The sequence below is a fragment of the Streptomyces sp. SID5910 genome (assembly GCF_009862125.1).
Classification (GTDB): Bacteria; Actinomycetota; Actinomycetes; order Streptomycetales; family Streptomycetaceae; genus Streptomyces.
On the sequence record NZ_WWHX01000880.1, the window covers coordinates 1 to 19679 of the forward strand.

The 19679-nt window shown below is 69.7% G+C and carries 20 protein-coding genes and 1 pseudogene; 12 read left to right on the forward strand and 9 right to left on the reverse strand.

Annotated features, from left to right (window positions below; translation table 11 throughout):
* The 4 genes from GTW67_RS30955 to GTW67_RS30970 all read left to right on the forward strand — a co-directional run.
* Positions 1-949 (forward strand): phosphotransferase family protein (locus tag GTW67_RS30955; RefSeq protein WP_237519111.1); only part of this gene is annotated, 949 nt, incomplete at its 5' end.
* Positions 946-1986 carry a GNAT family N-acetyltransferase gene (locus GTW67_RS30960; RefSeq protein ID WP_346010793.1) on the forward strand — a complete coding sequence of 347 codons (1041 nt, stop codon included), beginning with the start codon at positions 946-948 and terminating at the stop codon, positions 1984-1986. The genes GTW67_RS30955 and GTW67_RS30960, both read left to right, overlap by 4 nt.
* Positions 1987-2224: 238 nt before the next feature.
* Entirely contained in the window at positions 2225-2659 is a 435-nt protein-coding gene (locus GTW67_RS30965; protein ID WP_161168060.1) for a cupin domain-containing protein, read from the forward strand.
* Complete coding sequence (locus GTW67_RS30970; RefSeq protein ID WP_161168061.1) at positions 2656-3513, forward strand: aldo/keto reductase; 858 nt, start codon at positions 2656-2658, stop codon at positions 3511-3513. Before GTW67_RS30965 ends, GTW67_RS30970 begins: the two co-directional genes overlap by 4 nt.
* Before the next feature lie 19 nt (positions 3514-3532).
* Here the strand turns inward: GTW67_RS30970 and GTW67_RS30975 are convergent, their stop codons facing one another.
* On the reverse strand, positions 3533-4294 hold the full coding sequence (locus GTW67_RS30975; RefSeq protein ID WP_161168062.1) for a maleylpyruvate isomerase family mycothiol-dependent enzyme: 762 nt from the start codon (positions 4292-4294) through the stop codon (positions 3533-3535).
* Positions 4295-4372: 78 nt separating this feature from the next.
* Positions 4373-5053, reverse strand: a complete 681-nt coding sequence (locus GTW67_RS30980) for an NAD(P)H oxidoreductase (RefSeq protein ID WP_161168063.1) — start codon at positions 5051-5053, stop codon at positions 4373-4375.
* 114 nt (positions 5054-5167) lie between these two features.
* Between GTW67_RS30980 and GTW67_RS30985 the strand changes: the two genes are divergently transcribed.
* Positions 5168-6097 (forward strand): helix-turn-helix transcriptional regulator, encoded by a 930-nt coding sequence (locus tag GTW67_RS30985; RefSeq protein ID WP_524539841.1) that lies wholly within the window; start codon positions 5168-5170, stop codon positions 6095-6097.
* Positions 6098-6239: 142 nt separating this feature from the next.
* Here the strand turns inward: GTW67_RS30985 and GTW67_RS30990 are convergent, their stop codons facing one another.
* Complete coding sequence (locus tag GTW67_RS30990) at positions 6240-7721, reverse strand: DHA2 family efflux MFS transporter permease subunit (RefSeq protein WP_161168065.1); 1482 nt, start codon at positions 7719-7721, stop codon at positions 6240-6242.
* 198 nt (positions 7722-7919) lie between these two features.
* Here GTW67_RS30990 and GTW67_RS30995 point away from each other — a divergent pair, with 198 nt between their 5' ends.
* Positions 7920-8516 (forward strand): TetR/AcrR family transcriptional regulator, encoded by a 597-nt coding sequence (locus GTW67_RS30995; RefSeq protein WP_202437928.1) that lies wholly within the window; start codon positions 7920-7922, stop codon positions 8514-8516.
* 139 nt (positions 8517-8655) lie between these two features.
* Here the strand turns inward: GTW67_RS30995 and GTW67_RS31000 are convergent, their stop codons facing one another.
* Positions 8656-9132: a hypothetical protein gene (locus GTW67_RS31000; protein WP_161168067.1), complete on the reverse strand. Its 477-nt coding sequence runs from the start codon at positions 9130-9132 to the stop codon at positions 8656-8658.
* 80 nt (positions 9133-9212) lie between these two features.
* Between GTW67_RS31000 and GTW67_RS31005 the strand changes: the two genes are divergently transcribed.
* Together GTW67_RS31005 and GTW67_RS31010 are read left to right on the forward strand one after the other, a co-directional pair.
* Positions 9213-9554 carry a PadR family transcriptional regulator gene (locus GTW67_RS31005; RefSeq protein ID WP_161168068.1) on the forward strand — a complete coding sequence of 114 codons (342 nt, stop codon included), beginning with the start codon at positions 9213-9215 and terminating at the stop codon, positions 9552-9554.
* Positions 9551-10261 carry a permease prefix domain 1-containing protein gene (locus GTW67_RS31010; protein WP_161168069.1) on the forward strand — a complete coding sequence of 237 codons (711 nt, stop codon included), beginning with the start codon at positions 9551-9553 and terminating at the stop codon, positions 10259-10261. Before GTW67_RS31005 ends, GTW67_RS31010 begins: the two co-directional genes overlap by 4 nt.
* 96 nt (positions 10262-10357) lie before the next feature.
* Here the strand turns inward: GTW67_RS31010 and add are convergent, their stop codons facing one another.
* Genes add through GTW67_RS31025 form a run of 3 tightly spaced genes read right to left on the reverse strand, consistent with a single transcriptional unit; the run spans position 10358 to position 13274 of the window.
* Entirely contained in the window at positions 10358-11317 is a 960-nt protein-coding gene (add, locus tag GTW67_RS31015) for an adenosine deaminase (protein WP_161168070.1), read from the reverse strand.
* Between the two features lie 14 nt (positions 11318-11331).
* Positions 11332-12318 carry a nucleoside hydrolase gene (locus GTW67_RS31020; protein WP_161168071.1) on the reverse strand — a complete coding sequence of 329 codons (987 nt, stop codon included), beginning with the start codon at positions 12316-12318 and terminating at the stop codon, positions 11332-11334.
* A 41-nt stretch (positions 12319-12359) separates the two neighbouring features.
* Positions 12360-13274, reverse strand: a complete 915-nt coding sequence (locus tag GTW67_RS31025; RefSeq protein ID WP_161168072.1) for a PfkB family carbohydrate kinase — start codon at positions 13272-13274, stop codon at positions 12360-12362.
* 40 nt (positions 13275-13314) lie between these two features.
* Between GTW67_RS31025 and GTW67_RS31030 the strand changes: the two genes are divergently transcribed.
* Positions 13315-14322 carry a LacI family DNA-binding transcriptional regulator gene (locus GTW67_RS31030; protein WP_161168073.1) on the forward strand — a complete coding sequence of 336 codons (1008 nt, stop codon included), beginning with the start codon at positions 13315-13317 and terminating at the stop codon, positions 14320-14322.
* A 551-nt stretch (positions 14323-14873) separates the two neighbouring features.
* Here the strand turns inward: GTW67_RS31030 and GTW67_RS31035 are convergent.
* Positions 14874-15437 (reverse strand): serine integrase family protein, encoded by a 564-nt coding sequence (locus GTW67_RS31035; RefSeq protein WP_346010794.1) that lies wholly within the window; start codon positions 15435-15437, stop codon positions 14874-14876.
* 296 nt (positions 15438-15733) lie between these two features.
* Between GTW67_RS31035 and GTW67_RS31040 the strand changes: the two genes are divergently transcribed.
* Positions 15734-16945 carry a DUF4241 domain-containing protein gene (locus tag GTW67_RS31040; RefSeq protein WP_161168074.1) on the forward strand — a complete coding sequence of 404 codons (1212 nt, stop codon included), beginning with the start codon at positions 15734-15736 and terminating at the stop codon, positions 16943-16945.
* A 157-nt stretch (positions 16946-17102) separates the two neighbouring features.
* On the opposite strand, the gene GTW67_RS37955 is transcribed toward GTW67_RS31040, so the two are convergent.
* Positions 17103-17438: a Tn3 family transposase gene (locus GTW67_RS37955; RefSeq protein ID WP_237519113.1), complete on the reverse strand. Its 336-nt coding sequence runs from the start codon at positions 17436-17438 to the stop codon at positions 17103-17105.
* A gap of 63 nt (positions 17439-17501) precedes the next feature.
* Between GTW67_RS37955 and GTW67_RS31050 the strand changes: the two are divergent.
* Positions 17502-18221, forward strand: a pseudogene (locus GTW67_RS31050) (IS5 family transposase); the annotation flags it as partial.
* Positions 18222-18356: 135 nt separating this feature from the next.
* A partial coding sequence (locus GTW67_RS31055) for an MATE family efflux transporter (RefSeq protein ID WP_346010795.1) occupies positions 18357-19679 on the forward strand: 1323 nt, incomplete at its 3' end.

The following is a 19679-nucleotide window of genomic DNA, read 5'->3' on the forward strand; positions in this document are numbered from 1 at the left end:
TGACCGCCTGCGCCTCGTCCCGGCCGTGACCGTCGGACAAGGCCCCGTCGGTCCCGGCGCGGCGGTCGAGGGATTCGCGGAGCGGTCGGTCGGCCGGATCGCCGGGTGGGTGGACACGTCGTGGGCGCGGGAGAGCAGCCGCGTCTGGCGTGCTGACGGCGCCCAAGGCGGCACCTGGTATGTGAAAGTGCACCAGAGCGAGCGGTTCCACAGCCGTGAGGTACGGGGCCTGCGGACATGGGCGCCGTCCTTGGGAGCGGCCGCGCCCCGGCTGGTGGCGGCCGACGAGGCGCTGCGGGCCGTGGTGATCACCGCTGTGCCGGGCCGTCCGCTGCACGGCATGCTCCTGGCCCCGGAGCGGGAGCAAGCGGTCGTCCAGCGGATCGGCGCGCTGGCCCGCCGCATCCACGGGTCCTGCCCGGCCCGTCCCGCTCCAGCGGGCAGTGGCCCGGCGATCGGCAAGGCGGACCGGCATCTCGCGGAAGCGCGGGCGCATCTCCAGCCGGGCGACGCGGAGTTCGTCCGCGACCTGGTCGCGCGGGCCGGGCCCTTGGAGCCGCTGGAGTGGGTGGAGACCCACGGCGACTTCCAGCTCCGCAACATCCTCTACAACCCCTGCACCACCGCGGAAGACTCCGGTCCGTTCGTGGCGGTGATCGACCTGGAGCGCAGCGAGCCAGGGCCGGCCGTTCGAGATCTGGCCCGCCTGTCCGACGCCTGGCACGGGCGTCCCGACCTGCTCGCGGCGTTCCTGGGCGGGTACGGCAGGCAGCTGACCCCGGCCGAACGGGCGCGGCTGGTCATCGACGCGGCCCTCGACTCGGTCAGCGGGATCGCCTACGGCTCCGCCCACGGTGATCCCGAGCTGGTCGAGCGCGGTCGGCGAACACTGGCCCGGCTGCGCGCCGAGCATCACGACCCCTTCTCACTGACAGGAGAACCCTGGTGAACGCCGACCCCGCACCCACCGCCGCGGCCGACCCGCCGCCTGTCGCCGGGCAAGCACCGGTGCGCGCGGCGACGTCCGCTGATGCCGAGGGCATCATCCGCATGCGCTCCGCCCATGTCCTGTCCTCGCCCATGGACGAGGAGTGGATCGGGCGGTCCGCGGACGAGCTGGCGTCCCGGCTGGCTCCGGCGGGCGACGCGCGCGCGTTCGTCATCGACGCCCCGGACGGCGCGCTGGCCGCCTGCGCCCTGGGCCTGATCCACCCGGTCCTCTCGGCCCCGGCTTACCCCCGTGGCATGGCCGCGCGCCTCCAGATCGTGGCCACCCACCCCGATTTCCGGCGCCGCGGCTACGCCCGCGCGGTGGTCACCGCGCTGGTCGACCACCTCGCCGACGCCGAGAGCGTCACCCTGTTCGAGCTCCACGCCAGTGTGGAGGCCCAGCCGCTCTACCGGGAGCTGGGCTTCACGGGCAGCCCGGCGCTGATGCGGATGACGCGTCTCCGACCGGCAGCCGCGGCGGGCGCCCCGGAGAACGGTCCGGCGTGGATGCCGCCCGAGCAGTACGCCGAGACGGTGCTGAAAGCCACCGCGTTCGCGTGCGTGCACTTCACCGACAAGGACGGCCGGCCGCTCCAGCTGCACTCCGTGTACTCCCCCGGCCACCCGTGGCAGATGGTCGGCGGGACGATGGACCACGGGGAGCGGCCCTTCGAGACGGCCGTGCGCGAGTGCCGGGAGGAAACCGGCCTCACCGTGTCCGGCCCGCCCCGGCTGCTGGCCACCGTGTACGGGCTGCCCGGCGCCCAGTGGCCCTACAGCACCATGGGGGTGGTCTTCGACGGCGGCCGGCTCACCGCAGAGCAGATCCGCGGCATCACCCTCGACCCGCAGGAACACGACGAGGTCCGTGTACTGCCCCTGGCCGAGTGGGAGGCACTGATGCCGGCCCGTGACTTCGCCCGCCTGAGCGCGGTGGAGGAGGCCCGCCGTACAGGACAGGCCGCGTACTTCGGCACCTGGGACTGGGGGAACTGATGAGCACTCGACACTCGGGGGCGGCGCCCGATGTCCGGGGCGCCACCCGAGGCGGCGAGCGAGCCGCGAGGACCCTGTCGGTGCAATGGACATGCCGAGCGAGGGAGACCCCCGTGAAGGACGTACTGACAGGGCATCCCTCACAGCGGCTGCGCGTTTTAGCGTGGAAGGCGTGGAAGGCATGGACGCCAGAATCGAAGTTCAGCGGAACGCGCTGAAGTAGAAGGAAAGAACGAAAATGACTGTGAACGGATTTGACCAGATCTTCCCGCTCGGGGAGAAGAACGATGCCTTCGCGCAGTACTTCGTCGGCCAGAGCTATCTGGCGCCGCTCGCCGCTGGGAGCGTCCCGGTCAGCAATGTCTCTTTCGAGCCGGGCTGCCGCAACAACTGGCACATCCACCACGGCACGGGCGGCGGCGGGGACCAGATCCTGCTGTGCACTGCGGGCAGCGGCTGGTACCAGGCCGACGGCGAGGATCCCGTCAGCATGGAGCCGGGAACCGTGATCCGCGTCCCGGCGGGCACCAAGCACTGGCACGGCGCGAAGGCCGACTCGTGGTTCTCCCACATCGCCTTCATCACCCCTGGCGAGGACGTCAGCAACGAATGGCTCGAACCCGTCACCGACGAGGCGTACGGCGAGCTGCCGAGGAACGGAGCGAACGCATGACCATGCTGGACGCGACCTACACGCTGTCCAACGGCGTCGAGATCCCCAAGCTGGGGCTCGGTACCTGGTTCATCGACGACGACCGGGCGGCCGAGGCCGTCCGCGCGGCCGTGGAGATCGGCTACCGCAACATCGACACCGCCCAGGCCTACGGCAATGAGCGCGGCGTCGGCGAGGGCGTGCGCACCTCCGGCGTGCCCCGCGAGGAGCTGTTCGTCTCGACCAAACTCGCAGCGGAGATCAAGGACTACGACCAGGCCGTCGACGCGATCGACGGGTCACTGCGGAAACTCGGCATCGAGTACATCGACCTCATGCTCATCCACAGCCCCCAGCCGTGGGACGACTTCCGCGGCGGCGACTACGCCGAGGGCAACCGCGCAGCGTGGCGTGCACTCGAAGAGGCGCATCAGGCCGGCAGGATCCGTTCCATCGGGGTCTCCAACTTCCAGCAGCCGGACCTGGAGAACATCCTGCGAAGCGCGACCGTCGTACCGCACGTGAACCAATTGCTCGTCCACGCCGGCAACACCCCCTCGGAGCTCCTGGACTACTGCGACGGCAAGCACATCCTCGTCGAGGCCTACTCGCCGATCGCCCACGGAGCGATCCTGCGGAACGCCGAAGTCCAGGCGATGGCAGAGAAGTACGGCGTGTCCGTCCCGCAGCTGTGCATCCGCTACACCTTGCAGCTGGGCACGGTGTCGCTGCCCAAGACGGCGAACCCCGCCCACATGCGCTCCAACGCCGATGTCGACTTCGAGATCTCCCACGCCGACATGGACGCCCTGCGGGACCTGCGCGACGTGGACTACGGCGAGCACAGCGCGTTCCCCGTCTACAGCGGCACATGACACCAGCGGCGAAGGGCGGCTACTCCTCGGGCTCCCAGGCGATCAGCTGCTCGAACACCTGCGGGTCGCCGTCGACCTTCAGGTCGTTCAGCGTGAGGCGTCCCCAGACGAAGAGGAGCAGTTGCTCGGCCGTGCCCGTGGCTGAAGCGGAGGCGGGAGCGGCGTCGTCCGTGAGGGGTGCGGGCCAGGCGCCGGTGCCGTCCAGCGTGAGGAGCCAGGAGCGGCCCTCGGTGGCGTGGTAGTGGATGGTGGCGGCTTCGTGCGGCCAGGCCGCCGGGGTGGAGTTGCAGGTGTCGAGGAATTCGGCCACGCCGTCGATCGCGAGGTCCGCTGGCATCGGCTGCACGGTGCCTGCGGCGAGCTGGGCGTCGTAGGTGTGCACCAGCAGCTCGTGCACCCGGCGCCGGGCTACGCCCCAGGCATTCGCCGGTGACACCCCGGCGCTCCACCACGTCCAGCACTCGCGTTCCGGGCCGGCCTCGCGCAGCGTGCTCAGCAGCAGCTCGTTCGACTCGTCGTACCAGGCCAGCAGTGCCTCGCGCTCGCGCGGCGCCTCCGCGGCGTTCTTGGCGGGCGGAGCCTCTGCCGGGCCCGCGGCGACGATCGCGCCCCACCAGCGCTGGCCCGTACCCAGGTGCTGCACCAGATCGAACAACGTCCACTCGGGGCAGGACTGCACCGGCACGTCGACGCCGGGCGCGGCGGCGACCGCGCTCCGGAACGCAGCCGACCGCTCGTCGATCAGGTGCAGCAGGGCGGAATACTCAAGACGGTCTGTCACATCGCTTGCCTATCACCCGGGCTCAGTCGACCGCACCCTGTTTTCCGGGCCGCCCCCGTTGAGGGGTGTCGGCTCCCCTCAGCCCGCCACCGCCTCGATCGCGAGGAATCCTTCCACTGCCTTCCTCGCGCGGCGGTCGAACTCGGCGTACTGCGCCTCGCGTTCGGCTCCCGCGACCGCGGCGCCGACCGACAGGTTCCCGTCGGCGTCGAGTCGCTGTGGGCGCTCCTCGGCGTCGGGGAGGAGAGCGACAGCGGAGTGGGAGAACCCGCAGTAGTAGGCGATGCCCTCGCTCAGGTTGCTCTCCAGCACGGCACGCATCCCCTCCGTGACGGGATCGTCGGAGGTGGCACCGGCAAGGCCCAGCCACAGCATGCGCTTGCCGGCCAGGCGGGGCTTACTGCGACCGTAGGCGAAGCCGTAGTTCCACACCCGGTCGATCCAGCCCTTGAGGAGAGCAGGCACAGTCTGCCAGTACACGGGGAACACGGCGACGACGAGATCGGCGTCGAGGATGCGCCGCATGTGGGCCTCGACCTCGTCCGAGTACGGCTTGTCCCGGTTCCCCCAGTCGGGCTGGTCCGCTTCGTTCATCCGCGGGTCGAACCCTTCGGCGTGCAGGTCGAGCAGGTCGACGCGGTACCCGGCGTCCTCCAGTTGCGCGAGGGTACGGCGGGCCGTGTGCGCCGTGAGGGAATCGGCGCGGTGATGGGCTACGACCACGAGGGCGGTTCCGGCTGTGCTGTCGAGGTGCGACATCGTCTCTCCTGACGGGTCTTGGTCGGTGCTGCCCGTCCAGTACACGAGCGATCGACTGGATGATCCATGGGAGAAACGCTCCATGGCATAGGAGTTCGTCTACGATGGGCCCTCGTGGATCCCTTGAGTTCTCTGCTCAGCGGCATCCGGGCCGAGGGCTCGGTGGTCAGTCATGCCCTCCTGGAAGCGCCCTGGACCATCCGGTTCGCCGACGGTGCGCCGCTCACCATGGTCAGCGTGTTGCGTGGCGGCGGCACCCTGCGTCTGTCCGACGGAACCGAACGAGCGGTCCGCGCCGGCGACACGGCCGTCGTGAGCGGTCCGGACACGTTTCACCTCGCGGACGGGCCGACCTCCTTCGACCGCCCCCACGCCGAGTACGAGATCGCCTGCTTCGCGGAATCCGCCGAGTGCACGGCCCAACCTCTCGGCGGCATCCGCTGGGGCAACGATCCGGACGGAGCGACCGCACTGATCGTGGGCGCCTACCGCGCCTCGGGCCGTCGCCACCAGCGACTGCTGCGCGGTCTGCCGCCGATGCTGGTGGTCAGTGAGGACGCCGAGGTCTGCGACTGGCTGGAGCAGGCCGCCTCCGACGCCGCCCTACGCTCGGCCGGCTCGCAGGCGCTGATGGACCGGCTTCTGGACTGGGCCCTGGTGTGCACGCTGCGCGCCTGGTTCGCGCAAGCGACTGCGGACACCCCGCACTGGTACCGCGGCCTGGCCGACCCGATGCTCGCCCCCGCGCTCCAGGCCTTCCACGCCCGGCCGTCCCAGAGGTGGACGGTGGCCGCGCTCGCCGCCGAATCCGGTGTCTCCCGGGCGCTGTTCGCCAAGCGCTTCACCGAGGTCATGGGCCGCCCTCCGCTCGCCTACGTGACCGAATGCCGTATGGACGAGGCGGAGGCGCTGCTGTCCGACACCGACCTCGCCATCGCCCAGATCGCCAAGTCCGTCGGCTACGCCGATGCGTTCGGCTTCAGCGCCGCGTTCAAACGTCACCGGGGCCTGAGTCCCAGTGTCTTCCGCGCCGCGGCGGCCTGACTGACCAGGACGTGCCGTCAGGAAGCGACGCCCGGTGCCCGGCCCCACCGAGCCTGGCCGTCCCCGCCGGGTGGTGGCACCACACCACCCGGCGGTATTCAGCAACGGTCCGCGCCGGCGCTCGTGGTCGCGGGCTGTGGGCTCAGTGCCCCATCATCGCGGTGGGGTCCGCGGGCTTGACCTTCTTGCGGGGCAGCAGCGCGGCGGGAACGAGGCACACGGCGACGAGGACGGTCGCCACCAGGAACACCGTGGCGAACGCGTCGCCCATTTGCGAACGCACCTCGCCGGGAGAGGTCGCTGTGATGTCCTTGATCCCGTTGGTGAGGAGCACCGAGAACAGCGCGGTGCCGATCGAGGCGGCCACCTGCTGGACGATGTTCATCAGCGTCGATCCGCGGGCGACCGTGTGCTCCTTCAGGGTGGCCAGCGCCGACGCCATGATCGGCATCATCGTGGCTCCCATGCCGAGACCCATCACGAAGAGCGCGGTGATGATGTACGCATAGGAGGTGTCGGCGCCGAGCTGAGTGAACATGCCCATGCCGATAGTGATCACCGTGATGCCGGTCAGCACGATCTTGCCGGGGCCTATGCGGTCGGCCAGCACCCCGGCGATCGGCATGGTGATCATGGCGCCGATGCCCTGCGGGGCGAGAAGCACTCCGGAGTCGAGCGCCGACTCCCCGCGCACCTGCTGGAAGTAGAGCGGGAACAGCAGGCTGGCGCCGAAGAACGCCATGGCGAACAGCGACATCGCGATCACGGCGATGCTCATGTCCCGGTTGAGGAAGAGCCGCAGGTCGATCAGGGGGTGGATGTTGCTCCGTTGCAGCGCCCAGGGGACGAACGCGCCGAGGAGGACCAGACCGATGACGGCGGGCACGAGGACCTTGGCGGCCCAGACCGTGCCGGTCTCCGGGATGGACGAGACGCCGTACAGGAAGGTCGCCAGTCCGGGCGAGAGCATGAGCATGCCCGGCCAGTCGAAGGTCTCGGAGGGCTCCACGCGGTCCTTGGGCAGGACGATCCCGGCGTAGACGAGGGCGATGACACCGATCGGCAGGTTGATCAGGAAGATCCAGTGCCAGGAGGCGATGTCGATCAGCCAGCCGCCCAGGATGGGGCCGAAGATCGGCCCGAGCAGCATGGGGATGCCGAGGACGGCCATCACCCGGCCGACCCTCTCGGGGCCTGCCGCGCGCGTCAGGATCGTCATGCCGAGCGGCATCAGCATGCCGCCGCCCAGACCCTGGAGGACCCGGAACGCGACCAGCATCTCAAGGGAGTTGGCGGCCGCGCACAGCGCGGAACCCGCCGCGAACAAGATGATCGCGAGCAGGTAGAGCCGTTTGGTTCCGAACCTGTCGGCAGCCCAGCCGGTGAGCGGGATGACGCTCGCGAGCGCCAGGGTGTAGCCGGTCATGGTCCAGGCCACCTGGGCCGAGGTCGCGGCGAACTCCTTCTGGAACGTCTGCAGTCCGACCGAGACCACGGTGATGTCCAGAATCGACATGATCCCGCCGAGCACGATCACTCCGGCCACCAGGAGGACCTTGCTGTCGAGTTTGTCGCGAGCCTTGCCCCCAGGTGGGCTGGACTCTGTCTTTTCCGACGTGGTCATTACTCAACCTTTCGAAGAAAAGCCGGGACCACGCCAGCCGCCTGCCCGCCAATTACCTGTGACCTCAGGACGGCGCCGACTGTGCCGTGCTCCGGCAGGGAACCAGGTCCACGAGATGCTTCGAGGGCCCCGGGATACATGCGATCCGTTGTGGAACACGAATGTACCAGCGCCGGTGGACCAGTATCGTTTCCAGTGATGACGAGAAATGTGCACGTGCGTGATCGCGTTGCGGTCGCAATCCTTGACGCCGCCGCAGCGCTGCTCGCCCAGCGGGGAGAGAGCGTCAGCATGGCGGAGGTCGCAGCGGCGGCCGGCGTCGGCCGCACGACGCTGTACCGCTACTTCCCCAGCCGTGAGGCTCTGCTGGACACCCTGTCCCAGGAAGCGTGCGCCGAACTGAGCGACAGGCTCGCGGACGCCGGCCTGGACGGCGTCGCCGTGCCCGAGGGCGTGGCGCGGGTGAGCCGGATCGCGATGGGCCAGGCCGCCAAGTACCAGGCGCTGATGCGCGTGCACGGCAAACCCGACGTGCCCGACGAGACCGCCCGACAACTCACCGCCCCCCTCACCGCACTGTTCGCCCGCGGGTCGGCCGACGGCACGTGGCGCACGGACCTAGGCCCCGACACGCTCCTCGACCTCTACAGGGCGCTTCTGGAAGGGGCCCTCGGCCAGTCACTGCACGCCAAACTCGGCGTGGAACCCGCCGCTGCCGCCATCACCTCGCTCTTCATCCACGGAGCGCAAACGCCCCGGTTCGCACCCGAAACTCCCGTGCAAGGGGTGTCCTGACCCTAGGTGGCGTCCGCGACACCAGGGCAGCCCGTACGCCGGAGCAGAACAGGCGCTCCCCTCTCTCCGTGGCCGGCCAGCAGCACGATGAGGGACGCGGCCTCGACTGCCGCGGCGATGCGCAGGGTTGGCATGTCGGTCAGGCTCCCGTCGTCGATCCGGGGCGGACGATCATGAGAACGACGACGACCGCCCAGATCAGGTTGAAGACGCCGGTGACCATGTGCAGCCGGCTGACCGGCGGCGCCTGTGTCGCGACGCCTGCGTCTTCTCCGGCCGCCGCCAGCACACGCCGCTGCTGAGGGAGGATGACCATGGCGAGAACGGCCGCGGCGAGCGCCGTCAGGGCGATGGACACGACGAGCCAGGCATCGGTGAGCACTCCGAGCTGAGCGGCGGTGGCGAACCCGAAGACGGGGACGGCGGTACCGAAGACCGCGTACCCGCGGCAGATCCTGTGCAGCATCTCGGCGACAGCCGCCGCCTTGCCTCCCGGATCTTCGCTCGGGGCCGCCAACTGCTGGGCGTAGCGGGGGAACATCGAAGCGGCGACGGCGATCGGTCCCACCGCCAGGATCGCCACCAGGACATGCACGGACAACAAGAACTTGGTCACCGCGGACCCTTTCACCGGCTCAATATGTTGGCTGCCAATAGGTAGCACGCCAACAACGCGTTTGTGTAGGCTGCCTACCTATGAAGCAGGACGCGGTGAGAGGCCATCTGGACGGGCTGCTGCTGGCGGTGCTCGAGTCGGCCCCGTTGCACGGCTACGCGATCATCACGGCGGTACAGGAGCGCAGCGGCGGTGCTCTCGAGCTGCGCACCGGAACGATCTATCCAGCGCTCAACCGCCTGGAACGGGTGGGTCTTCTGCGCAGCAGCTGGCAGTCCGTCGGCGAGCGCAGGAAGCGCTGCTACGAACTCACCGAGGCGGGCCGGCGCACCCTGGCCGACGAGCGGACGGCGTGGAGCGAGTTCACGGCGGCGATCGGCTCGGTCCTCAACCCCGCGGCCCCGCCCGGGCTCGCCACATGAGCGCCGAGCGGCAGCAGGAGGCTGCGGCCGACCGCCGGGACGACCCGGTCGAGGAGTACGTCACCGCGCTCGAAGCCGCCCTGCACGGCCCGGTCCGGGCCAAGGCGAGGCTGGTCGAGGAGGTGCGGGACGGCCTTATGGACACCGTCTCCGAGCGCACCGGCGCCGGCCTGCCCTACGGCCTGGCCGCCGAGGAGGCGGTGCGCGAGTTCGGCACCACGGACGACCTCGTGCCCGGCTGCCAGCGGGAACTGACGATCGCCCAGGCCCGGCACACCGCCCGGTCCATAGCCCTGACCGTCCCGCTCCTGCTCGCCTGCTGGTGCCTCGTCCGCAACTCCGGCCATACCCGGGACTGGGGGCTGCCCGGGACGGCCCAGCTGGTGGCTGCGCATCTGGCCGGCATCGCGGTCGGTGCGGCCGTCCTCGCGACGGGAGCCCTCGCGGCCACCGGAACCCTGGCCCGCCGGCTGCCCGTCCCGGACCGGCTGCCGCGCGTGGTCGGCTGGACCGGCACGGCGGCCAGCGTGTCCATCGCCGTCGCCACACCGGCCCTCGCCATCGCCTGCGTCCTGGCCACGAACTGGCCGTTCATCGCGCTCGCCTGCATGCTCGCGGCCGCCTCGCACGGCGTGATGGCCGGCTCGGTCCGAGCCTGCCGCCGCTGCGCACGCCTGGCGGCCCCGGAACCCGCAGGGTCCCGGTGAACCCCGGCCGAGGTGTACCGACGGTCGTACGTCGCCGGCGCCGTCGCCCCTGTGCCCGCATCGAGGCCTGCTTGCGGGCGACTTCGCCCGCGGCTTCTACCCGCTTGGGGTGCCGAAGGACGCCTGGGCTGCGTTCTCCTGTGTGAGGGCCTCGTGCCGGCTGGTCCAGCCGTGGGCGTGCCGTAGTGCGTCGAACTCGCGTTGCAGGGTGGTGTCGGAGGTGGTGCGGGTGTCCGTGCTGATGGTGACGGGCAGCCCGGCGGCAAGGAGAGGCACGGCGGGATGGTCGGTGAGGTGAGGGACGGCACCGGTCTGCACGTTGCTGGTGGGGCACATCTCCAGGGCGATCCTGTCGGTGCGCAGCCGGTTCAGGAGTGCGGTGTCGGATGTGCAGCGCACTCCGTGGCCGATGCGGCGGGCGCCGAGGATGTCGATCGCCTCCCACATGCTTTCGGGTCCTGCGGCTTCGCCGGCGTGGACGGTGCACGGCATGCCGGCGCTGTGCGCGAGGTCGAAGGCGGCCCTGTGGGGCTGGGCGGTGTACAGGGTTTCGTCGCCGGCGAGGTCGAGGCCGGCGACGATGTTCCGGTGTCTGAGGGCGGTCTCCGCGACGGCGAGGCTTTCGTCGGGGCTCTGGTGGCGCAGGCAGCACAGGAGCAGTCCGGTTGCCACGCCGGTGGTGGCCCGGCCCTGGGCCAGTCCCTCGGCGACTGCCTGGACGGCTTCGTCGGAAGTCATTCCGTGACGGCCGTGCAGTTGCGGGGCGAAGCGTACTTCTCCGTGGACGACGCCGTCGGCTTTCCAGTCCTCGACCAGTTCCCGGGCGGTGCGGGTGAGTGCCTCCGGAGTCTGTAGGACCCGCAGAGGGAGGTCGATGTAGGTCAGGAAGGTGGTCAGGCTGCCGCAGTGGGCCGGGGCCACGACCAGGTCCCGGGCGGGCCGTTCCAGGGTGATGCCCTGTTCGCGGGCGAGGTCGGCGACGGTGCCGGGGCGGACGGAGCCGTCGAGGTGGCAGTGCAGTTCGTAGCGCGGGAGCCGCGTGGTGAAAGTACTCATGAAGCCGATCCGGGTCAGAGTGCGGGGGCAGCGGCTTCGGCGAGCTGCGAGCCGGCGGGGAGAGGTGTGGTGACGGTGTCGAAGAGGAGCTTCTTGAAACCGGCCTCGTCGACGCGGCGGACCAGGGTGATGTTGGGAGCGGGCGCGGACACGCGCCGGTCGATGATCATCTGTCCGCGGGTGTCGTCGCTGAGGGAGATGTCGACGTGGACCTGTTCCTGTTGGGTGATCAGGTCGGGCTTGAGTGCCACTGCCATGGCTACGGGGTCGGGCAGGTCGTAGCCGGCCAGTCCGGTCACGTCGCGGGCCCAGTCGGCCACGGTGCGGTTGATGCGGTGGGCGAACGTGGCCATCGGGGTGCCGAGTTGCTCCAGGCGCTGCTGGTCGGCCGGGGTCATGACGGCGTCCTCGCGGGACACGTCCCACCCGATCCAGGTGACCTTGTCGGCAGTGGCGGCCTGGGTGACGATCCGGGCGGCCTCCGGGTCGGCCCAGACGTTGAACTCCGCAGTGGGTGAGATGTTGCCGCGCAGGTCGGCGGCGCCGGCCATGCAGTAGACGTGCCGGTAGCGGGTGAACAGGTCGGGGTCGCGCAGCAGGGCGGCGGCGATGTTGGTGAGCGGGGCGAGCGTGACGAGTGTCAGCTCTCCGGGATGCCGGCGGGGGTAGGACAGCAGCGTCTCCACCGCGTGGGTGTGGTGGCAGGCGGTGGCCGGGTCGGGCAGGCCGATGTCGCCCATGCCGTCCTCGCCGTGTACGTGCTGTGCGCTGGAGAGGGTTCGTGTCATCGGGCGGGCGCAGCCGGGGTGGACGGGGATGTCGGTGCGGCCGGCGGTCTCCAGGGAGATCAGCGCGTTGCGGGTACCGGTCTCGACGGGCACGTTGCCGGCCACGGTGGTCACCGCCCGGATGTCGCCGAGTCCACTGGCGGCGGCGAGCAGGAGGGCGACCGCGTCGTCGGATCCGGTGTCGGTGTCAATGATCAGGGGAAGGGCCGGCATGGCCGTGCTCCATTCGTGTGAGTCGTTCGAGGTGTGCGGGGTCAGTGAGCCCGCAGGCGGACGAGGTCGTTCGGGCGGGGCAGCGCGCCTCGGGCGCCGAGTGCGGTGACGGCGAAGGCACCCGCGGCGGTGGCGGTGGCTGCTGCCCGGGTGAGGGGGTGGCCGTGGGCGAGTTCGGCGGCGAGTACGCCGCAGAAGACGTCCCCGGCGCCCGTGGTGTCGATGACGGTCACGGCAGGCGTGGTGATGTGCTCGCACAGCCCTTCCTGGGCGACCAGGGCGCCGTCGCCGCCCAGGGTGACCACCGCACCGGAAGCCGACTCTGCCAGGATCCGGGCGGCGGCCCGGGCGCCGGGGGCTCCGGTGAGCTGCCGGGCCTCGGTCTCGTCGACCACCAGCAGTGGCCGGTTCTCTTCGGGCCAGGCGGGCAGGATCCCGGCCGCAGTCGCGTTGTGCACCCACCGTGTCCCCGGCGCAAGGAAGCCTGCGACGGCCTCAAGACAGGGCAGGGGAACCTCGCCACTGGTGAGGATCACATCCCCGGCCAACGGCCGGAGCACCGTCAGGGCGTCGGTGACGTCCTGGGCGGACAGCAGAGCGTTGGCGCCGCCGATGACGGCGATGTTGCTCCTGCCGTCCGCGTCCACCATGACCAGCGCCTGTCCGGTCGGCGCGGACACCTCGGTGATCACCGTGTCCACGCCGACCGAGGCACCGCGCAGGTTGGCGAGAGCCTTGAGGCCTCCGGCGTCCCCGCCGACCTTGGCGACCAGGTGGGTGGCGGCGCCCATGGTGGCGGCAGCCACGGCCTGATTGCCGCCCTTCCCGCCGAACCCCTCCTTCACGGAGGTCACCAGCACCGTCTCGCCCGGGGAGGGAAGGACGGGACAGCGCAGGATGCGGTCGATGTTCACCGAGCCCACGGCCATCACCCGGCCTGCCGAGAATCCGTTCATGCTTCATATCTAATCGTTTAGATGAGAGGATGCAAGAGTTATGGCGAAGCAAACAGGCAAGGCCCCGACACTGACGGACGTGGCCCGCGCGGCCGGGACCTCGACAGCGGTGGTCAGCTACGTGATGAACAACGGCCCCCGGCCGGTCGCGGCCGCGACCCGCGAGCGGGTCCTGGCTGCCGCGGCGGAGCTGGACTACCGGCCCAACCACATCGCACGGGCCCTGCGTTCGCGGACCACCGGCGTCGTCGGCCTGATCCTCGCCGACGCCTCCAACCCCTACTTCGGCGCGCTGGCCCGGCACGTCGAGCAGGCACTGGACAAGCACGGAAAGCTCACCCTGACCGGAAACGCCGGATACTCCGCGGACCGGCAGGAGCATCTCGCGGACAAGTTCCTCTCCGCCCAGGTCGACGGGCTCATCGTCGTCTCCGCCGACGGCGGCGCGGATGTCGCCGACCAGGTCAAGCGCGCGGGCGTCCCCGCCGTGTACGTGCACAACCAGCCCGAGGACGAGGGGACCCCGGCGGTGACCGCCGACAACGAGGCCGCCGTCCAGCAGGCCGTCGCCCACCTGCGCGGCCACGGGCACACCCGGATCGCCTTCCTCGCCGGACCGCGTGACGCGGGACCGGTCGGCCGGCGCCGCGCCACGTGGGAGACGGCCCTCGCCGGCACCGGCGAGGCCCCGCTGCTGCGGTGCGCGTACTCACGCGCAGCGGCAGCGGCCCTGACCGGACAGCTCATCAGCGAGGGCACCATGCCCGCCGCACTCATCACAGCCACCGACGAACAAGCCATCGGCGTCCTCGCCGCGGCCCGGACTCACAAGCTGCCCGTACCGGACCGCCTGGCCGTCATCAGCCTCGACGGCACCCCGGACAGTGCCTACACCGCTCCCGCGCTCACCGTCACCCGTCAACCCCTGGAGGCGATGGCAGCCCGGGCGGTCGACCTGCTCCTCGGCAGCGAAGCCGCAGCACCACCCACGCCGCACGCGCCCCTGGTCGTCCGGGGCAGCTGCGGATGCGCGACCGCTGACTCCTGAGGCGGAGGCGGTGTTCTGCTCGGGTCGGTGCAGGTCACGGCGTTGGCGGAGGCTTCAGCAGACTCGGCAGCGGTGGCCGCGATGCAGCGGGGTGAACAGGCGGAGTGTCCGGTGTGCGGGCGGTCGTGGACGGTGGGGGTGGAGCGGTCGAGGGCAGCGGTGTACTGCTCGGACCGTTGCCGGGTACGGGCCTGCCGTCAACGGTGGGCGTCACGGAACACCGTTACGGAAACGCCGTAGCCGAACGCCTCAGGAGTACCTCGCGTTTGGCACGCGGGTCGGTGACAGCTGGTGCGCGCTTCGAGCGCCCCTGATTTACCCCTGCCCCGGCGTGTCGCGCCCGCGACACGGCCGTGTTCTCGTCTAGCTGCCGCCACCCGTCATGTAGCGGAGCGTGACTGACTTCCGAGATCTGTAGTCGGGGCGTGCAGGTTGACGCGGTTCTCGTACTCGCGGCGGGCCTTGCGCTGGGCCGGGACCGCCGCAGCGCCGTCGGGCAGAGGTCGAGGAGTCGGGCGGTGGATCGCGGGCACAGCCGTGATGCGCAAGGTCTAGCCCTGGCCGCGGCGTACGGTCACGCCCTGGTCGAGCACGGCGCGCTCGGCGGACGCCAGATCGGCGGCGCGGAGGAAGTCGGCGACCTTGCCTGGCATATCGAGGGCCACCGGCAGCTCCGGGGTCGGGGTACCCGTGTCGGCGGCCGTGTACTCGGGCAGCAGATCCGCGAGGGCGGTGCGGATGGCATCGCGGCTGACGTTGTGATCGCGAGCGAGGGCGGCGATGGACCGGCCTTCCAGGTACGCGGTGCGCACGGCGTCGGTCTTCCCGACCGGGACGGCCGGACGGCGCCCACCCTTGTTTCCCTTCACCTCGGCAGCCCGTAGTCCGTCGTACGTCAGCTCGCGCTGGAGGCCACGCTGGAGTTCGCCGGCGGCAGCGAGCGTCTGCACCATGAACTTCACGGTGGACAGCAGCTCGCCGGTGCGCGGATAGCGGGCAGTAAGGTCCATCGCGGAGAACGCGCCGTCGTGGATGCGCAGGGCGAGGCAGTCGCGGTGCAGGACGTCGAGCACGTCGAGGATGTGCTGGGTGCCGCTCTCCTCCTCGAAGTCCACCGGCTCCTCGATGTCGACCTCGTCCAGGACGAGGCTCTGACGGTCGGTCGACTGCTGGTCTGCGGTAGGCCATGGGGTTCAGGATTTCATCGCGCCGAACCGACTGTGTTTCGTCACCTGGGGCGGCCCATTTCGTCGGTAACCCCAGGTTGCAGGCTCCCACAATCCTCTGTGTCACACCCCGGTGGCAGACTGGCGGCACGATGAAGCTTCGGAAGGGCAGGGCGTTGCGGCAGGGGTCACCCGTCGAGCGCCTCTGCTCGGAGTGGCTGGTGCCACGGGGGGGATGTGCGGCTGTGATCTTCGACAGTCTTGATGTGTCGTACGGCGAGATGTGGGGTTCCTATCGGGGAATGACCCATCCGGACCCGATGCCGCGAGCGCTCGCGGCACGCAAGCATGCTGCCGGGATGGATTACGCGGTTCTGTTGTCTGCGCGGGAGCAACCGCTGGCACTGGTCGAAAGATGGCCGCGCGGCATGTGGCGTGTGTATCTGTTCGACGACAGGTCCTGGCGCATGCAGATGATCGACCTCAAGCCGCACAGTACGGGGATGTTGTTGGCTCGCTGGAACACCCGATGGCAGTTTTCTGACGAGCAGGAGTACTCGTCCGACAGGTGGGATGTTCAGGAGACCACGACCGTCTCGGCCGACGGGCAGGTCGAGGTGAAGTCCGAGTTCGCCGGGCCGAGGGGAGCGTCGACGGAGCCACTGCACGCTCGAACATCCGGCCCGTCGAGCGTCCCCGTTCGGCGGTTCGCGGCGCCCGTCGAAAGCTTCCTCTGCCCCGTACCGGAATTCGGCGACTGGCAGGTGTTCGCGCCGTTCCTCGCCCAGCAGGGCCACGAGCCCGCCACGACCGTAGTCCTGAACGACGTGTCGGTGGACGAAGGGTCGGGACCGCTGCGCGCCAACGGAATCGAGCAGCTGTTCAGTCCGGGTGCGTGCGACACTCCGGATGGGCCGGCCGTCGTCGAGCCCGTTGACGTCGGCGTGCTGCGGATCACGTCAGGGCAGCTGGTGGTCTCGGACCCCGGCTGGATCGGAGAGACCCCGCGGACCGTGGCTGTGCCATCGGGCGAGTTTCCGGCCACGCTGTCGCTTCTGCGCACGGCACGCGGGGTCAATGTCGCCGCGGCCAAGGTGACGTTCCTGGACATCCCGCCCCGCGAGTGGGACATGGCCCTCCGGCCCGACGAGGACCTGGGGCTGCTCGGCGAGGGCCAGTTCTACGGGGTTGGCGTGGATACCGGCACAGCGGCTTTCATGGATGCGACGCGGACGGTGCTCGAAGACCAACTGGACGAGGACCTTTTCATACCCCTCGACAGCGACAGCCATTTCAGCGTCGAATTGCCCGGCCCGGAGCCCGAGCCGAACCTCATCGCCTTCCGTGCCGGCCAGGGCGACGGGGCCTACCCCGTCTGGATCGGCCGCACCGATGACGGACAGGTTGGTTGCGTCGTCGTCGACTTCCAGCTCCATTCCGCCGACGGGGGAAAGTAGGGAGCCGCCGGCCATCGGCGCGAGGCCGCACCCCGAGACTGGGACCACGGCGAACCTCCAGAGTGCAGACGGCGATTGGGAAGCTTGCTAACTCGATCACCGACTTTGGCCTGGTGGGCGCCTTCCCGGAGGACGTCAGAGAAGCTCGCCAGCGGTACTACTCATCGACGTAGCCGTGCCCTACAACGGCTCCCTGGTTGCCTTGCAGCCCGCATCTGGACCTGGCCCATACCTCACCCCTGCACGCAGCCCCTTCCTCCCGAAGAGTGCGCGGGCCCGATACGGTGCGGGTGGCCAGGTCCAGATCCAGGCGCCGGTTCATATCCAGCTCGAACCGTCCGTACGGATTCACGTGCGTCCAGAACAGTGAGGAGAGCGCACGCCGGTCCGCGTCGGTGAGGGTGTTGGCCCACTTCGGGTCGGCAAGGACCTGCTGCATCAGCAGCGTGTTGACGTGGACCAGGGCGGACTGGAGCAGGTGCAGCGCGAGCATGCTGACCTCCTGGGATTCCTTGTCGGCCCCGGCCAGGTCGCCGTCCTTGCCCTCCCGCTGGCCCCGGCCTGCCAGACCAAGACCGGCGGCCACCCGGAGAAGTGGCCAGGCCGGAAGATCGTCGACGGTATCCGCTACATCGTCGACAACGGCGCGAAGTGACGGGCACTGCCTGCGGACTTTCCCCCGTGGGAGACGGTCTACGGGTTCTTCTGGAGGTGGAACCGGGCCGGGGTCGTCACCTACATCCGTGACCAGCTCCGGCGCCGGATCCGTACCGGCAACCCGGTGACGCTGATCGTCGACTCCCAGTCCGTTAAGGGCGCCTCCACCGTAGGCCGCAACGGCCGCGACTACGACGCCGCGAAGAAAATCAACGGCCGCAAACGACACATCACCGTGAACACTTTCGGCCTGCCCGTAATGATCACGGTAACGCCCGTCGACATCCAGGACCGCGAAGCCGCCCGCGACGTGTTCTGGCGACTGCGCCTCACCCAGCCGCAGATCACCCAGGTTTGGGCCGACCGCAGCTACGCCGGCGACCTCGTGGACTGCGCCCGCGACCGCCTCTGGCTCACCCTGCGCATCGTCTCCCGGCCCAAGGGCACCAAGGGCTTCGTCGTCCTGCCCCGCCGCTGGAAAGTCGAGCGCACGATCGGCTGGTGCATGAACGCCCGCCGCAACGCACGCGACTACGAACGTCTGCCCCAGCACTCCGAAGCTCACTTGAACTGGGCACTCATCACCATGATGACCAGGCGACTGACTCGTAAGAGGCCCGCCCCCCCCGCTGGGTGAAGAAGCCGAAGTCCGCCCACTGAGCCAACAGGAGTCGGTTCAAGTGAGAGTCTCCCTCCCCGGAAACTTCGCCACTTCCGCTGATCTTGCGGCTCCCGCAGTGTGATGATCGAACCCGTGATCAGCAAAGGAACTGGACCGGCCGGACGCAGTACGTGGATCGAGATAGCGTCGGCAGCCCTCCCGCTGTACCTGACAATGATCGCTGCCTCAGCCGGAGCCTTGGTCGACACCGCGCTGCTCGGCAACCACTCCACCGCAACGCTCGCGGCCTTCGCCGTCACCATGGCCGTGTTCAGCCCGGCCACTGCCACGGTGGCGGGCGCGCTGCGTGGCGTGATGCCGTTTGTCACGCCACGCAAGGAGGATCCTGACCGTCTCCTGCCCGTGGTACACAGCGGGATGTGGCTCGCGATCACCGTCGGTGCCATAGCTGCGGCAGCGGTTGCATCCGTTCCCCTGATCGGCCATGCAACCGGGGTTGCCCGCACCGCTCTCGACCAGCTGGGGATCTTCCCCTTCCTGCTGGCTGGGAGCGTGCTCGCCATCGCGGTCAGCTCGTCAGCCACGTCCGTCCTGGTCGCACTGGGCCACTCAACGCTGGTGATGCGGGCCGGGCTGCTCGGCACCGCCGCATCCGCCACGCTGTCCGTCCTCCTCGTGGGTGGTCCCGGCCCGCTGCCGAGTTACGGCCTGAACGGGGCAGGCGTCGCCATGCTCGCCTCCAGCATGATCAGCGCCTCCGTCAGCCAGGTGGCCCTCCGCCGATCCACCGTGCTGACCGGCCGCTCCCTATATCCGGGCAGGCCGGATGTGAAGCAGGTCTGGAAGATCGGCGCCGTTGGGATTCCGCTGGCCGGCACAGTACTCGTCAAGTTCGCCGTCCTGGGCCTGCTGACGTTCGCTGCGGCCCGAATCGGGACGGACAGCGCGGCGGTGCACAGCGTTGGAATCTCGCTGGTCAATCTCATTTTCACGGCTGCAGTGGCGGTCGGCCAAGCCACCATCCCTGTGGTGTCCGATTATGCGGAGAAACACGAGAGCACGAGTGTCCGGCATAGCGTTCGGGCAGGGACGTGGTTGGCACTGACCGTTGTGGGGCTGATCGCGGCAGCGGTGATTGTCCTCAATTCGTGGGTTGTTCCGCTGTTCACGACGGATGCCGATGTGCGATCGCAGGTCACAGATCTGCTGCCGTTGGTGCTGGCGGTGGTCGTCACCGACGCGCTGCAGGCGGTCGTCGGGTTCGGCCTCATCGGCCTCAAGCGCACGGTGCCGAGCTTCGTGGCAACCTTCGTTTGCTACGGAGTCCTGGCCTCTGTCGCTGCCCCGGTTGCCACGGCTGGTGGTCTTGCCGCCTTGTGGACGGCTCTCGCCCTTGCCAATTTCCTCCAGGCAGTCGGCAAGGCGCACTCCTTCCACCGACACAGCACATTCACC

Excerpts from the sequence above, each read along its gene's own strand:
- GTW67_RS30965 (WP_161168060.1), top strand. The coding sequence starts at position 2,225 with ATGACTGTGAACGGATTTGACCAGATCTTCCCGCTCGGGGAGAAGAAC.
- GTW67_RS30970 (WP_161168061.1), top strand. The coding sequence starts at position 2,656 with ATGACCATGCTGGACGCGACCTACACGCTGTCCAACGGCGTCGAGATC.
- GTW67_RS30980 (WP_161168063.1), bottom strand. The coding sequence starts at position 5,053 with ATGTCGCACCTCGACAGCACAGCCGGAACCGCCCTCGTGGTCGTAGCC.
- GTW67_RS30990 (WP_161168065.1), bottom strand. The coding sequence starts at position 7,721 with ATGACCACGTCGGAAAAGACAGAGTCCAGCCCACCTGGGGGCAAGGCT.
- GTW67_RS30995 (WP_202437928.1), top strand. The coding sequence starts at position 7,920 with ATGACGAGAAATGTGCACGTGCGTGATCGCGTTGCGGTCGCAATCCTT.
- GTW67_RS31005 (WP_161168068.1), top strand. The coding sequence starts at position 9,213 with ATGAAGCAGGACGCGGTGAGAGGCCATCTGGACGGGCTGCTGCTGGCG.
- GTW67_RS31010 (WP_161168069.1), top strand. The coding sequence starts at position 9,551 with ATGAGCGCCGAGCGGCAGCAGGAGGCTGCGGCCGACCGCCGGGACGAC.
- add (WP_161168070.1), bottom strand. The coding sequence starts at position 11,317 with ATGAGTACTTTCACCACGCGGCTCCCGCGCTACGAACTGCACTGCCAC.
- GTW67_RS31020 (WP_161168071.1), bottom strand. The coding sequence starts at position 12,318 with ATGCCGGCCCTTCCCCTGATCATTGACACCGACACCGGATCCGACGAC.
- GTW67_RS31025 (WP_161168072.1), bottom strand. The coding sequence starts at position 13,274 with ATGAACGGATTCTCGGCAGGCCGGGTGATGGCCGTGGGCTCGGTGAAC.
- GTW67_RS31030 (WP_161168073.1), top strand. The coding sequence starts at position 13,315 with ATGGCGAAGCAAACAGGCAAGGCCCCGACACTGACGGACGTGGCCCGC.
- GTW67_RS37955 (WP_237519113.1), bottom strand. The coding sequence starts at position 17,438 with ATGCTCGCGCTGCACCTGCTCCAGTCCGCCCTGGTCCACGTCAACACG.